The organism is Rhodococcus xishaensis (genome assembly GCF_004011825.1).
Taxonomy (GTDB): Bacteria; Actinomycetota; Actinomycetes; order Mycobacteriales; family Mycobacteriaceae; genus Prescottella; species Prescottella xishaensis.
This window is the reverse complement of the sequence record NZ_RKLO01000001.1, coordinates 231,194-243,399: the sequence shown is the minus strand read 5'-3', so window position 1 is coordinate 243,399 and position 12,206 is coordinate 231,194. Positions and strand designations below refer to the sequence as shown.

The window sequence follows — 12,206 nt, the reverse complement described above, 5'->3', positions numbered from 1 at the left end:
AGGCCCGGTGAATCGAACGCTCGATAGGCGGATCCGGGCGGGTGACAAGGGGTTCATACTGCACAATTCACCCTGTTGGGGGTGCATAAAGGCCCAGGTAGGTGTAGAAAGGACCACGGGCCACATAGGGGAACCTAACCGAGTGAGCTTGCCCACGGTGCAGCCGGAATCTATTGACTTCCCCCTGGTTCGTGAAAGCATTCACAAGTAACCGTGCTGAAACCTCCAAGTAAGCACCATGAACTTGCAAATACATAGCGGTGCACGCTGCACCCACGTTAAGGAGTAGAAGGATGGACTGGCGCCACAACGCTATCTGTCGTGACGAGGACCCCGAACTGTTCTTCCCGGTGGGAAACAGCGGCCCGGCTCTCGCGCAGATTGCAGATGCCAAGGTGGTGTGCAATCGGTGCCCGGTGACTGCGGAGTGCCTGTCATGGGCCCTCGAATCCGGCCAGGACGCCGGCGTCTGGGGTGGCATGAGCGAGGACGAGCGCCGCGCCCTCAAGCGCCGTAACGCCCGCACCCGGGCGCGGACCGCAGTCTGATCCCAGACCGCGACTTCGAGGCCCGACACCGGAAGGTGTCGGGCCTCAGTCGTGTCAGGGCGGGTCGCGGTTCAGGGCCGCTGTGGCCGCCTGCCGAGAGGGACGCGCAGAACCGCGTCGGTGCCGCCGTCCGGGGACGGGCGCAACCCGAGTGATCCGCCGAGCTCGGCCCCGACCAGGGTCCGCACGATCTGCAGTCCGAGTCGGTCGGACTTCTCGAGGCTGAACCCATCGGGCAGGCCACGTCCGTCGTCGTGAATGACCACGTCGAGCCAGCGCGCCGAGCGATCCGCTCGCAAATGCACGGTGCCCGGCTGATCGGGATCGAAGCCGTGCTCGATCGCGTTCTGCACCAATTCGGTCAGCACCATCACCAGGGGTGTGGCGCGCTCGGCCGAGAACACACCGAGGCTGCCCACGCGCTCGATCTTGATGGGGATGTTGACTGACGCAACATCGGAGAGGATCGGGACGAGTCGATCGACCACCTCGTCGAGGTCCACCTCCTCGTCCACGGACATGGACAGCGTCTCGTGAACCAAAGCGATGGACGTAACCCGTCGGACCGACTCGCTGAGCGCCTGCCGGGCCTCCTCGTTGCCCGTCCGACGAGCCTGCAGGCGCAGCAGGGCCGCCACTGTCTGAAGATTGTTCTTCACCCGGTGGTGGATTTCGCGAATCGTCGCGTCCTTGCTGAGCAGGGCACGATCGCGGCGCTTGACCTCCGTTACGTCGCGGATCACGACGGCTGCACCGACGACCTGACCGTGCGGCTTGAGCACGAGTGCCCGCAGCAACACGGTCGCGCCACGGGCCTCGATTTCCTTGCGGAGCCCCAGTTGGCCGGCCACGGTGCCGCTGATGTAGTCGGCGACCTCCTGCGACTCGAACGGATCCGTCACGAGCGAGCGGGTCGTGCTCGCGAGGTCCTGGCCTATCAGGTCTGAATTGAGACCCATCCGGTGATACGCGGACAACGCGTTCGGGCTTGCGTAGACGACGCGGCCCTCGGGGTCGAGACGGATGAATCCATCCCCCGCGCGCGGGCTGGAATTGGTGTCCGAGCGGATCTCAGGGTTGGGAAACGTTCCCTCGCTGATCATCTGGCACAGGATTGCCGCGCAGTCGAGGTACGCGATTTCGAGCGGGCTCTGCGCCCGCTGCTGCGCCAGATTGGTGTCGCGACTGAGCACAGCGATGACCTCACCATCGCAGCGCACCGGGACCGCCTCCCGCCGCAGCGGGGTCCCGCCAGGCAACGAATGGTCGACCTCGGTGACGATCTCGCCACCGAGGAGCGCCTTGAGGACCTGCGGATGCTCCGATTCGGATACAGCGGACCCGACGGCGTCGTCCGGGAAGGCGGTGGATGCCGTCGTCGGGCGGCACTGCGCAACGCACACGACGGTGAGCGGCTCAGAGCCGACCGTGTCCGCCCGGTCGTCGTGCCGCTCAGTCGCCACCCACAGCAGTACGTCGGCGAAGGAAAGGTCCGCGAGCAGTTGCCACTCGCCCACCACCTGCTGGAGATGGTCGACCGCGTTTCCGGGGAGGTCGGTGTGCTCGGCGAGCAGGTCGCTCAGCGTCGACATCTGCCAGGCTCCGGGGTGCTTCCCGGGATCAGCTGATGGTAGCGATCAGGTCACCCTGCTGGATGACGTCGCCGACCTTCACGTCCACAGATGTAACCGTCCCGGCGACCTCCGCGAGCACTGGGATCTCCATCTTCATCGACTCGAGAATCACGAGGGTGTCGCCCTCGTTCACGTCCTCACCCGCGCTCACAACGACCTGGTAGACGGTCGAGACCATCTCGGCGCGCACATCTTCTGCCACCTGGCACCTCACTCTTCGTGGACTGTCGGAGACCAGCCAATGCAACCACAGCCAACCACACGTGAAACACTGGCACGAGCCCGAGTTCGACACGGAAGGAGCTACTCATGGGTAAGCGTGGCCGTAAGAAGCGCAGCCGTAAGGGCAACGCCGCCAACCACGGCAAGCGTCCCAACGCCTGAGACGCCTACAAGCCAACTCCGGGGCCGGTGAGCACACTGCTCGCCGGCCCCGGAGTTCGTCTGGTCTGCTTCCCCGGCGGATCAGGCCGCGCCGCAGCCCCCGGAGTCAGTCCTCGCTCTCGCCGTCGGCGACCAGGTCCGTCTCGGTGAGGATCACCGTACGCCGGATCTGTATAGACAACCGCTCGCGCAGTCCCTCAGGGGCACGCTCACCACCACACTTGCGGCCGATGAGGCTCTTGACCTTCTCCTCGATGCCGTACGCCTCGAAACACTCACGGCACGTATCGAGGTGGTGCTGAAGCCGCACTCTGGCGCCCTCGTCGCATTCATGATCAAGGAGCAACCACACATCGGCGATCACTGCAGAGCAGTCCAGTTGCTCGAACTCTTTCTCCCCGGTCACCGCGAAACCTCCTGCTCCGCTGCACCACGGTTGAATCCGCGTTCCCGGGCGACGTCGGCAAGAAGCCCACGAAGCTGTTTGCGCCCACGGTGCAGCCGCGACATCACGGTTCCGATGGGTGTACCCATGATCTCGGCGATCTCCTTGTAGTGGAACCCTTCGACGTCGGCGTAGTAGACCGCCATCCGGAACTCTTCGGGAAGCTCCTGCAACGCCGCCTTGATGTCGTCATCCGGCAGTGCGTCGAGAGCCTCGACCTCGGCCGACCGCAGACCGGTCGACGTGTGCTCCGCGGTTGCGGCGAGCTGCCAGTCGGTGATCTCGTCCGTCGGGTACTGAGCCGGCTGCCGCTGCTTCTTGCGGTAGGAGTTGATGTAGGTGTTGGTGAGGATGCGGTAGAGCCAGGCTTTGAGGTTCGTTCCCTCCTGGAACGAACTGAATGCCGAGTAGGCCTTGACGTAAGTCTCCTGAACCAAGTCCTCGGCGTCGGCCGGGTTGCGGGTCATGCGCAGCGCGGCGCCGTACAGCTGATCGAGGAGCGGGAGCGCGTCGCGCTCGAACCGTTCGATCAGCCGATCATGGGACTCCGGCTCATCTCGCTTGGATCTGTCCGCAGGTTCATGGTCGTCCAGCACGCTGGCCCCTTCGCTTGCCGTAGAGGTCAAGGCTACCGCCATTGCAGGCTCGACCCCTGGGTGCGTCTTGATCACGGACGCCAGCCTGATCGCCGGACGAACAGACTCAGCACACGACACCGGCACGACCCACTCCCTTGATTGATCCAGCACTCGGCACTTTTCAACAGTCCGAGGGGGTGATGTGTTCCCGAACCCGTCATCAAGTGTCGACATGGTGTCTGCGGCAGTGCCCGGGTGTCATCCGGGCGTCATCGGGGAACACACCGGGCCGGGCCCGGAGCGCGAACCCCCAGTCAGAACCATCCGAACTGGTCCTGTTGCGGAGGAGGGACAGCGCCCAATAACGTCGAGTACATGCGTGATGCAAGTCACTCCAGCCCGTTGTCCGGCCAGCCCCGGTCACCAGAGGTAGCGGGGGTTGCCGAGCAGCCGTAACAGGGAGTATTGCCAGTGCAAAAGTTGAAAGAGTTCGGACTCTTCGGCGAACTGGCCGCAGAGTTTCTCGCGACCATGGTCCTGATTCTGATCGGCTGTGGTGCAGTTGCACAGGTTGTTGCCGGCGGCAACAGCGTCGGCGATTACAACACCATCGCCTGGGCTTGGGGGTTGGGGGTGGCACTGGCCATCTACATCGCCTCCCGGACGAGCGGTGCACACATCAACCCCGCGGTGACCGTGGCCTTCGCGACCTTCGGCGACTTCCCGTGGCGCAAGGTACCGCTGTACGTCGTTGCGCAGACGTTCGGCGCATTTGTCGGGGCACTAGTGGTGCGGCTGGGGTACGCCGATCTGCTCGCCGCCGCCGACCCCGAGCACACGAGCGCAACGCAGATCGTCTTCTCCACCCTCCCCGGTAACGGCACTCTCCCGGTGAGTGTCCTCGGGGCGTTCACCGACCAGATCATCGGGACCGCGATATTGGTGCTGCTGATCTTCGCGATCATCGACCGACGAAACACATCCCCCGCAGCCAACCTCGCACCCTTCATGATCGGACTGATCGTCGTCGCGATCGGTATGGCCTGGGGCGCCAACGCCGGCTACGCCATCAACCCCGCAAGGGACTTCGGGCCCCGACTCGCGTCGTACCTGACCGGCTACGCGACCGCGTTCACCGACCCATCCGGCTACCCATACTTCTGGATTCCGATAGTCGCGCCAGTCATCGGCGGCCTCGTCGGCTCCGCGATCTACATGCTGGTGATCGCGCGGTTCCTGCCACCACCACCGCATCCCGACCTCGACGCAATCACGCCACACGGGAAGCAGCTCCAGGAATAGGCGGCCGCGCGTGTTCCACGAGCAGGGCTGAGCCCGTGCAGACTCGGCACCTGAAATGGGTTCCGGGGCTAGCGTTGTCGTCATGGCCGGAAACTCGACGCCCGCAACGAAGCTGCTCGACAAGGAGAAGGTGTCGTACCGGATCCACAACTACGACCACGATTCGCGCGCGGGGTCGTACGGGGACGAGGCCGTCGACTCGCTCGCCGGTCGTCTCGGAGTGACGTCGGCGCAGATCTTCAAGACGCTCGTGATCAAGAAGGACTCGGGCAAGCTCGCAGTCGCGGTGCTGCCGGTGCCCTCGAAGCTGTCGCTCAAGGCGGCCGCGGCAGCGTTGGGTGCGAGCAAGGCGGTGATGGCCGAGCAGTCCGACGCGGAACGGTCGACCGGGTACGTGCTCGGCGGGATCTCACCGTTGGGCCAGCGCAAACGGCTGCCGACGGTGATCGACGCATCCGCCCTGACCTTCGACCGGGTGCTGTGCAGCGCCGGACGTCGGGGCCTGGAGATCGAGTTGGCGCCGCAGGATCTGGTGCGGCTGGCGGGGGCGGTCGTAGCGGACGTCACCACCGGCTGAACCGGCCATCAGGACACGCCGGCCAGGCACCGGAGAAGGCGCACGCGGAATTTGCCCGCACGGGACGCCGTTATCCCACGGAGAACAAAACTTCGATGAACGAAAGAGAGCGTCCCGCGTGCCTTCTCTGCCCCTTCCCATCTCGATCCTCGACCTCGCCTACATCGGGACGGGCGAGACAGCGAGTACCAGCCTCGCTGCCAGCGTGCAGATGGCGCGGAACGCTGAACGGTGGGGCTACCACCGAATCTGGTACGCGGAGCACCACAACATGCCCGTGATCGCGTCATCGGCGACGAGTGTGCTGATCGCGCATATCGCCGCGCACACCGAGCGGATCCGGCTTGGCGCGGGCGGCATCATGCTGCCCAACCACGCGCCGCTGACGATCGCCGAACAGTTCGGCACTCTGGCCGAACTGCACCCCGGTCGCATCGACTTGGGGCTCGGCCGTGCGCCTGGCACCGATCAGCAGACCATGCGGGCGCTGCGCAGTGATCCGAGTTCGGCCGATTCGTTCCCGCAGGACGTCCTCGAGCTGCAGGGCTACCTGACCGGCCCGTCCCGCCTCCCGGGCGTCGAGGCGACCCCGGGTAAGGGCACGAACGTTCCGCTCTACATCCTTGGATCCTCGTTGTTCGGCGCCCAACTGGCCGCTGCGCTGGGCCTGCCGTACGCGTTCGCCTCGCACTTCGCCCCGGCCGCGCTGCACGACGCGATCGCGCTCTACCGCCGCGAGTTCCGGCCGTCGGCGCAACTCGCCGAGCCGTACGTGATCGCAGCGGTCAACGTGATCGCCGCCGACACCGACGAGGAGGCGCAGCACCACTTCCTCGAAACGAAACGTCGGCGGGTGGATGTGTTCGTCGGCGGCGGCCGGCAGTTCTCCCCGGAGGAGGCGGACCTGATCCTCGAGTCGCCCGCCGGTCGACAGATCCTCGCGATGGTGCACTACACGGCGGTCGGCACCCCGACAGTCGTCCACGACTACCTGGCCGACTTCGCCTCACAGACCGGCGCTGACGAGTTGATGGTCGCGTCCTCGGCCACCGATCGCTCGGCCTGGATGCGCTCTCTCGAGCTGGTTGCGGACGTTGCGGGCCTCGCGTCCCGGTCGGCGGTCACAACAGGCTGATCTGCTCCCCCGTTTGTTCGCCGGTGTCCGGCGCGAGCAGGTCGGGTCCGTTGTTGCGGACGCTGTTCACCTTGCGTGACACACGTCGAATCTCGACCGCGGCGGCGGATTCGAGGCTCGGGCGGATCAGGTCGGGGTGGCCGACGCTGTCGGGGTCGAGCCAGGCGTCCCAGCGATCCGGCGGCAAGATCAGTGGCATCCGGTCGTGGACATTCACGAGCTGGTCCACCGCGTCTGTGGTCAGGATTGTGGTGCTCAGGAGCGGCGGCGACGTCGGCGTCTCGGGGTCGTGCCACACCGACCACAGGCCGGCCATGAACATCCGCTGCCCGTCACCACGGGACATGTAATACGGCACCTTGACGGCCTTGGCAGCCTTATCGCTGGACGTGGGCTCGGTCTGCCACTCGTACCAGCCGTCCATCGGGACCAGGCAACGCTTGAACCGCAGCGACGTCCTGAACGCCGCCTTGGTGGCGACGGTCTCGGACCGGGCGTTGAACAGCGGTGCGCCCTTGCCCGGCTCGGTCGCGTATGACGGCACCAGTCCCCACCGCATACGGCGGATCCGGCGGCGAACCGGGCTGGTGGGATCACCGTGGTCGTGGCGCGCGACAACGGTGAGCACCGGAGTCGTGGGTGCGACGTTGTAGTCGGCGGAATCGGGCCCGCCGGACTCCCCGGTCTCGTTCACCGCGTCCAATTCCACCGCGAGCGTCGCGGGATCCGCCGTCGTCGCATACCTGCCGCACATCTCTGCAGCACTCCCTTCCGCGGTCCACGCACAGCCCCGACCCACTGGTCGCACCCTCCATGCTGGCACGATTGCCACACACCGCCCATGCATAGGCGAAGATGGACGGGTGAGCCGTGAGAATCTGTGGAGAGCGCCCCGTGCCGTTGCCCCTGTGAACGCGTCCGTGACGCTGCCCGGATCGAAGTCGATCACCAACCGGGCGCTCATCCTCGCGGCACTCGCCTCGGACCCGTCCACGATCACCGGCGCGCTGCGCAGCCGAGACACCGACCTGATGATCCGGGGCTTGCGTGCGCTTGGCATCTCCATCACCGCGACACCCGACGCGGCGACCGGTACCACATTGCACGTCGTACCGGGACCGATGACCGGAGGGTCGATCGACTGTGGCCTCGCCGGTACCGTGATGCGCTTCCTGCCGCCGGTGGCCGCACTCGCCGACGGCTCCGTCGCGATCGACGGTGACGAGCAGGCGCGCGCCCGTCCGCTGGGCACGATCGTCGAGGCCCTACGCGGGCTCGGCGCGGATGTCGATGGTGACGCACTACCGTTCACCGTCCACGGCCGCGGCGGCCTGCGCGGCGGTACCGTCACGATCGACGCGTCCGGGTCGTCGCAATTCGTCTCCGGCCTCCTGCTGTCCGCCGCCCGGTTCGACGAGGGCGTCACCGTCCACCACGACGGGGCGTCACTGCCGTCGATGCCGCACATCGACATGACCGTCGAGATGCTGCGAACCGCTGGCGTATCCGTCCTGACGCCCGACCAGAGCGGCACCGCTGACACGTGGAAGGTGCTGCCGGGCAAGGTCGACCCGGTGAACTGGGTAGTCGAGCCCGATCTGTCGAACGCGACGCCGTTCCTCGCCGCGGCGGCGGTGACCGGCGGCACCGTCCGGGTACCGCTGTGGCCTGCGCCCACGACGCAGGCCGGGGACGCGATCCGCGGCATCCTCTCCGAAATGGGTGCACACGTCTACCGCGAGGGTGACACTCTGGTGGTGAACGGCCCGACAGCGCTGCGCGGGATCGACGTCGACCTGCACGAGGTCGGCGAGCTGACGCCTACTGTCGCGGCGCTGGCGGCTCTCGCCGGGGGCCCTTCGGTGCTGCGCGGCATTGCACACCTGCGCGGCCACGAGACCGATCGCCTGGCCGCGCTGGCGACGGAAATCAACAAACTCGGCGGTGCAGTCACCGAGACCGATGACGGCCTGCACATCGAACCACGCCCGCTGCACGGCGGCCGGTGGCACTCGTACGCCGACCACCGAATGGCCACGGCCGGCGCGATTCTGGGACTTGCTGTCCCCGGCGTGGACGTCGAAGACGTGGGCACCACCGCCAAGACCTTGCCGGGATTCGAGAAACTTTGGGCGGCCATGCTGGACGAATCCCCGTCCGCCGAGCCGGGGGCACCGTCCTGAGTCGGCGGCAGTACGACGAGTCCGACGTCCGGATCCGTCCGGGCAAGGGGTCCAGGCCACGAACCAAGAATCGACCCGAGCATGCCGACGCCGAAGAGGCGATGGTGGTCTCGGTGGACCGCGGCCGGTGGGGCTGTGTGCTGGGCGGAGACCCGGAGCGACTTGTCGTTGCGATGCGGGCCCGGGAGCTCGGGCGCACGCCAATCGTGGTGGGCGACAAGGTCGACGTCGTCGGCGATCTGTCGGGCAGGCCGGACACCCTGGCACGGATCGTGCGAGTGGCCGACCGTGCCACCGTCCTGCGTCGCACCGCCGACGACACCGATCCGTACGAGCGGGTCGTTGTCGCGAACGCGCAGCAGTTGCTGATCGTCGTGGCACTGGCCGACCCGCCGCCGCGCACCGGGTTCGTCGAGCGCGCGCTCGTCGCCGCCTACGTCGGTGGACTGAACCCGATCCTGTGCCTGACCAAGAGCGACCTGGCAACGCCGGACGAGTTCGCCGCGACGTTCGCCAACCTCGACATCCCGGTCGTGGTCGCCGGTCGCGACGACCCGATCGAACCGGTGACCGAGATGCTGACCGGGCGGGTGACCGCCCTCATCGGCCACTCTGGTGTCGGAAAATCGACGATGGTCAATCGCCTTGTCCCCGAAGCAGATCGGGCGACGGGCGTCGTGTCCGGCGTCGGGAAGGGACGGCACACATCGACTCAGTCTGTCGCGTTGGCGCTCCCCGGCGGCGGCTGGGTCGTCGACACCCCTGGCATCCGGTCGTTCGGACTTGCGCACATCTCCCCCGAGGACGTCGTCGACGCGTTCATAGACCTGGCCGAGGCCGCCGAGGACTGTCCGCGCGGATGCACCCACCTCGGTCCACCCGCCGATCCCGAATGCGCCCTGGACAATCTCACCGGTGAATCCGCCGGCCGTGTCGAGGCGGTACGCCGACTGCTCGTTGCGCTGATGTCGAACGAGCCCTGGGCCTAGGCCCAGTATCCGGTACCCGCAACAATCCCCGTTTCGTCAACGTGCCAGTCGTCGGGAAGGTGACACGGGGGTCACGAGGGTGTGATCGGCAGTTCCTTCGACCGGTCGGCGGTGAACGGGGTCGATTCGGCAGACCCGACCGCACCGTGCCGGCTGTCCGGATCGAGAACGCAGTGGGTTCGTCCAAACACGGTCGTCATGCATTTGTTGTTGTGGTTGCAGCGGCCGGAGACGGTGTGGTCGGCCTTGATCCGGTTCACAAGATCCGGCTCGCGCAGCAGCGCGCGGCCCATTGCGACGAACCCGAAGCCCTCCTGCATACCCGTCACGATCTGGTCGTAGTTGTTGATGCCGCCCAACAGGATCAGTTGCGTGTCCGACACGACCGGAACGAACTGACGGGCCGATTCGAGCATGTACAGATCCTCGTATGGGTAAGAGCCCAGCGCCCGCTTGCCGAACAACCGGACCCCAGTCTTGAGTGGCTCCTTCAACAAGGCCGCGAACTCGTCGACGGGCACGTCACCGCGGAATAGGTACATCGGCTTGAAGACCGACGACCCCTGGGTCAGCTCGATCGCGTCGAGGTTGCGGTCCCGATCGAGCAGCTGCACAGTCCTCAGGGACTCGGAGAGCCAGATGCTCCCCCGGATCCCGTCGTCCATGCTGACTTTGGCGGTGACCGCGATTCGGTCACCGACGACCTCCCGGACCCGCTGCGCAATCTCTCGCACCAGACGGGACCGGTTGTCGATGGTTCCGCCGTATTCGTCCTTGCGGCGGTTGAGAAGTGGACTGAGGAACGAACTCGGCAGGTAGAGATGGCCGAAGTGCAGTTCCACCGCGTCGAAGCCCGCTTCGACTGCGACCTGCGCCGCCTCCCCGAACTGGTCGATCACGCGGCGGATCTCGGTTGCGGTGATCTCCCGGCAGTATTCGAGCGACGACGGGTTGATCACCCGACTCGGCGATATCGCCGTCACGCCGGTGACCTTCTTCGACGCCACCACACCGGCGTGGCCGAGTTGGGCCGCGATGGCACCGCCTGCGTCGTGGACCGCGTCGGTCAGCCGGCGTAGACCCGGTAGGGCCTTGCGGCTCATCAGTATCTGCCCTGGTGCGCTGGCTCCTTCCGGAGCAACACAGCAGTACGCAACGGTGGTCATGCCCACGCCGCCCCGCGCGAAGCCGAGATGGAAGTCGATGAGGTCGTCCGTGACGAGCCCTTCCGGGGAACGCCCCTCCGACGTCGCGGCCTTGATGATGCGGTTGCGGAGTCGAACCGGCCCCAGAGTTGCCGGGGCGAACGGGTCCGGGGTCACGGTCACCGTGTCGGTGGGTAGTCCTGCCATGGTCGTGCGTCACCCTTCTCTCGATCCAGCGTGTGGGCACCACTGTCCCACTCGCGGAGGCGCTCGACACGGGAATCCCGGGAGCGCAGGGAATCCCGCCAACCACCGTGGTCGTCGATCACCCCTCCGCGTGTCTGCCTCGGTGATGTCGGCGGGTCGATCGGGCACGGGACCCGCATCGCACGGTGCACCAACCCTGGTTCCGCCGGCGTGGAACGAAGAACATGCCGCAACTGGGCGCGGGGCAGCGGCGGACGGTGAAGGAATCGGGTGCGGCTGTGAGCTGCAACGTCTCTCGCGCCACTTCGGCTTCGACCGGGCCCTCGCGTCCGACCTGACGAAGGGTGCCTGACTCGTCCATTTCGAGCACCAACGGCGCGTTCGCGGCCAGCGAGTTGATCCGTGAACGCAACTGTGGGGACCACGGTTCGGACCTGTCGGCCGCGTCGAGCGCCTCTTGGACGACCGAGCGGAGCTCGACGAGTTGATCCAGGGGCATCCGCGCCAGTCGACCGTCCGTTACGCGTTGACGCCACCGCGCCGTGAGCGATGGATCGGCAAAGAAGTCGAGGTCCTCTCCGCGGTTCGCCCCGACGATCACGGTGTTCGCCAGGTCGAGCGCGCGGCTCTCGCCGATCCACGGCATCTCTTCCACGTCACGAATCACGTGGCCGATTCTAACGGATTTGGAATTCCAAAACCGTGATAGCCTTGCCACGCTTTTGCAGGACTAAACCCGTGACAGACGTGAGAGGACAAGTATGAGCACCACGATCGAGTACGTACACTTCGAGGCCGACAACCCCGATGCCCTGGTCGCAGCCCGCGACCGGTTGGTGACGATCCTCGAAGAGCGTTACGGCAGCGACTTCCTGGGCGCGCACCTTGCCCGTTTCGACGACGGGTCGTTGATGGATTTTCTGATCTGGGCCTCTCCCGAGGCTGCCGAGCGGGCAGGACGGGAAATGCCCGTGGAGAGTCGCGCGCAGGAGTTCTTCAAGGAAGTCGGTGACGTCCATGAAATGCGGCACGCCACCGTTCTGCACGCCACGTAGGTCCGGGTAGCCAGGGAAGGGAGT

At 66.2% G+C, this 12,206-nt stretch carries 15 protein-coding genes; 8 read left to right on the top strand and 7 right to left on the bottom strand.

Going from position 1 to position 12,206, the window contains the following annotated elements:
- The first annotated feature begins 293 nt into the window (after positions 1-293).
- Positions 294-548 carry a WhiB family transcriptional regulator gene (locus EGT50_RS01230; protein WP_031937408.1) on the top strand — a complete coding sequence of 85 codons (255 nt, stop codon included), beginning with the start codon at positions 294-296 and terminating at the stop codon, positions 546-548.
- A gap of 71 nt (positions 549-619) precedes the next feature.
- On the opposite strand, the gene EGT50_RS01225 is transcribed toward EGT50_RS01230, so the two are convergent.
- Positions 620-2,140, bottom strand: coding sequence for a sensor histidine kinase (locus EGT50_RS01225; RefSeq protein ID WP_127950791.1), 1,521 nt, complete (start codon positions 2,138-2,140; stop codon positions 620-622).
- A gap of 28 nt (positions 2,141-2,168) precedes the next feature.
- Complete coding sequence (locus EGT50_RS01220; RefSeq protein ID WP_127950790.1) at positions 2,169-2,384, bottom strand: biotin/lipoyl-binding carrier protein; 216 nt, start codon at positions 2,382-2,384, stop codon at positions 2,169-2,171.
- A 107-nt stretch (positions 2,385-2,491) separates the two neighbouring features.
- On the opposite strand from EGT50_RS01220, the gene EGT50_RS17370 reads away from it, so the two are divergent.
- Positions 2,492-2,566 carry a 50S ribosomal protein bL37 gene (locus tag EGT50_RS17370; protein ID WP_022597109.1) on the top strand — a complete coding sequence of 25 codons (75 nt, stop codon included), beginning with the start codon at positions 2,492-2,494 and terminating at the stop codon, positions 2,564-2,566.
- 106 nt (positions 2,567-2,672) lie between these two features.
- Here EGT50_RS17370 and rsrA read toward each other — a convergent pair whose 3' ends face one another.
- On the bottom strand, positions 2,673-2,972 hold the full coding sequence (rsrA, locus tag EGT50_RS01215) for a mycothiol system anti-sigma-R factor (RefSeq protein ID WP_127950789.1): 300 nt from the start codon (positions 2,970-2,972) through the stop codon (positions 2,673-2,675).
- A complete protein-coding gene (locus tag EGT50_RS01210) occupies positions 2,969-3,649 on the bottom strand; it encodes a sigma-70 family RNA polymerase sigma factor (protein ID WP_127951336.1) in 681 nt (226 codons plus the stop codon). The genes rsrA and EGT50_RS01210 overlap by 4 nt, the downstream gene beginning before the upstream one ends.
- A gap of 411 nt (positions 3,650-4,060) precedes the next feature.
- On the opposite strand from EGT50_RS01210, the gene EGT50_RS01205 reads away from it, so the two are divergent.
- The 3 genes from EGT50_RS01205 to EGT50_RS01195 all read left to right on the top strand — a co-directional run bounded on the left by EGT50_RS01205 (position 4,061) and on the right by EGT50_RS01195 (position 6,603).
- Complete coding sequence (locus EGT50_RS01205) at positions 4,061-4,891, top strand: MIP/aquaporin family protein (RefSeq protein ID WP_127950788.1); 831 nt, start codon at positions 4,061-4,063, stop codon at positions 4,889-4,891.
- Between the two features lie 82 nt (positions 4,892-4,973).
- Positions 4,974-5,468: a Cys-tRNA(Pro) deacylase gene (ybaK, locus tag EGT50_RS01200; protein WP_127950787.1), complete on the top strand. Its 495-nt coding sequence runs from the start codon at positions 4,974-4,976 to the stop codon at positions 5,466-5,468.
- A gap of 127 nt (positions 5,469-5,595) precedes the next feature.
- A complete protein-coding gene (locus tag EGT50_RS01195; RefSeq protein ID WP_127951335.1) occupies positions 5,596-6,603 on the top strand; it encodes an LLM class flavin-dependent oxidoreductase in 1,008 nt (335 codons plus the stop codon).
- Here EGT50_RS01195 and EGT50_RS01190 read toward each other — a convergent pair.
- Positions 6,590-7,357, bottom strand: a complete 768-nt coding sequence (locus EGT50_RS01190; RefSeq protein WP_127950786.1) for an SOS response-associated peptidase — start codon at positions 7,355-7,357, stop codon at positions 6,590-6,592. The two genes, EGT50_RS01195 and EGT50_RS01190, sit on opposite strands and share 14 nt — an antisense overlap.
- A 109-nt stretch (positions 7,358-7,466) precedes the next feature.
- Between EGT50_RS01190 and aroA the strand changes: the two genes are divergently transcribed.
- A complete protein-coding gene (gene aroA / locus EGT50_RS01185) occupies positions 7,467-8,786 on the top strand; it encodes a 3-phosphoshikimate 1-carboxyvinyltransferase (RefSeq protein WP_127950785.1) in 1,320 nt (439 codons plus the stop codon).
- On the top strand, positions 8,753-9,775 hold the full coding sequence (gene rsgA / locus EGT50_RS01180) for a ribosome small subunit-dependent GTPase A (RefSeq protein WP_127951334.1): 1,023 nt from the start codon (positions 8,753-8,755) through the stop codon (positions 9,773-9,775). Before aroA ends, rsgA begins: the two co-directional genes overlap by 34 nt.
- 71 nt (positions 9,776-9,846) lie before the next feature.
- Here rsgA and EGT50_RS01175 read toward each other — a convergent pair whose 3' ends face one another.
- Together EGT50_RS01175 and EGT50_RS01170 are read right to left on the bottom strand one after the other, a co-directional pair.
- Positions 9,847-11,127, bottom strand: a complete 1,281-nt coding sequence (locus EGT50_RS01175) for an NADH:flavin oxidoreductase (RefSeq protein ID WP_127950784.1) — start codon at positions 11,125-11,127, stop codon at positions 9,847-9,849.
- A gap of 118 nt (positions 11,128-11,245) precedes the next feature.
- On the bottom strand, positions 11,246-11,794 hold the full coding sequence (locus EGT50_RS01170) for an ABATE domain-containing protein (protein WP_206615699.1): 549 nt from the start codon (positions 11,792-11,794) through the stop codon (positions 11,246-11,248).
- Between the two features lie 94 nt (positions 11,795-11,888).
- On the opposite strand from EGT50_RS01170, the gene EGT50_RS01165 reads away from it, so the two are divergent.
- Positions 11,889-12,182: a hypothetical protein gene (locus EGT50_RS01165; RefSeq protein ID WP_127950783.1), complete on the top strand. Its 294-nt coding sequence runs from the start codon at positions 11,889-11,891 to the stop codon at positions 12,180-12,182.
- Positions 12,183-12,206 lie beyond the last annotated feature (24 nt).

Coding starts and splice junctions, on each gene's coding strand:
- EGT50_RS01230 (WP_031937408.1), top strand. CDS start 294: ATGGACTGGCGCCACAACGCTATCTGTCGTGACGAGGACCCCGAACTG.
- EGT50_RS01225 (WP_127950791.1), bottom strand. CDS start 2,140: ATGTCGACGCTGAGCGACCTGCTCGCCGAGCACACCGACCTCCCCGGA.
- EGT50_RS01210 (WP_127951336.1), bottom strand. CDS start 3,649: ATGGCGGTAGCCTTGACCTCTACGGCAAGCGAAGGGGCCAGCGTGCTG.
- ybaK (WP_127950787.1), top strand. CDS start 4,974: ATGGCCGGAAACTCGACGCCCGCAACGAAGCTGCTCGACAAGGAGAAG.
- EGT50_RS01190 (WP_127950786.1), bottom strand. CDS start 7,357: ATGTGCGGCAGGTATGCGACGACGGCGGATCCCGCGACGCTCGCGGTG.
- EGT50_RS01175 (WP_127950784.1), bottom strand. CDS start 11,127: ATGGCAGGACTACCCACCGACACGGTGACCGTGACCCCGGACCCGTTC.
- EGT50_RS01165 (WP_127950783.1), top strand. CDS start 11,889: ATGAGCACCACGATCGAGTACGTACACTTCGAGGCCGACAACCCCGAT.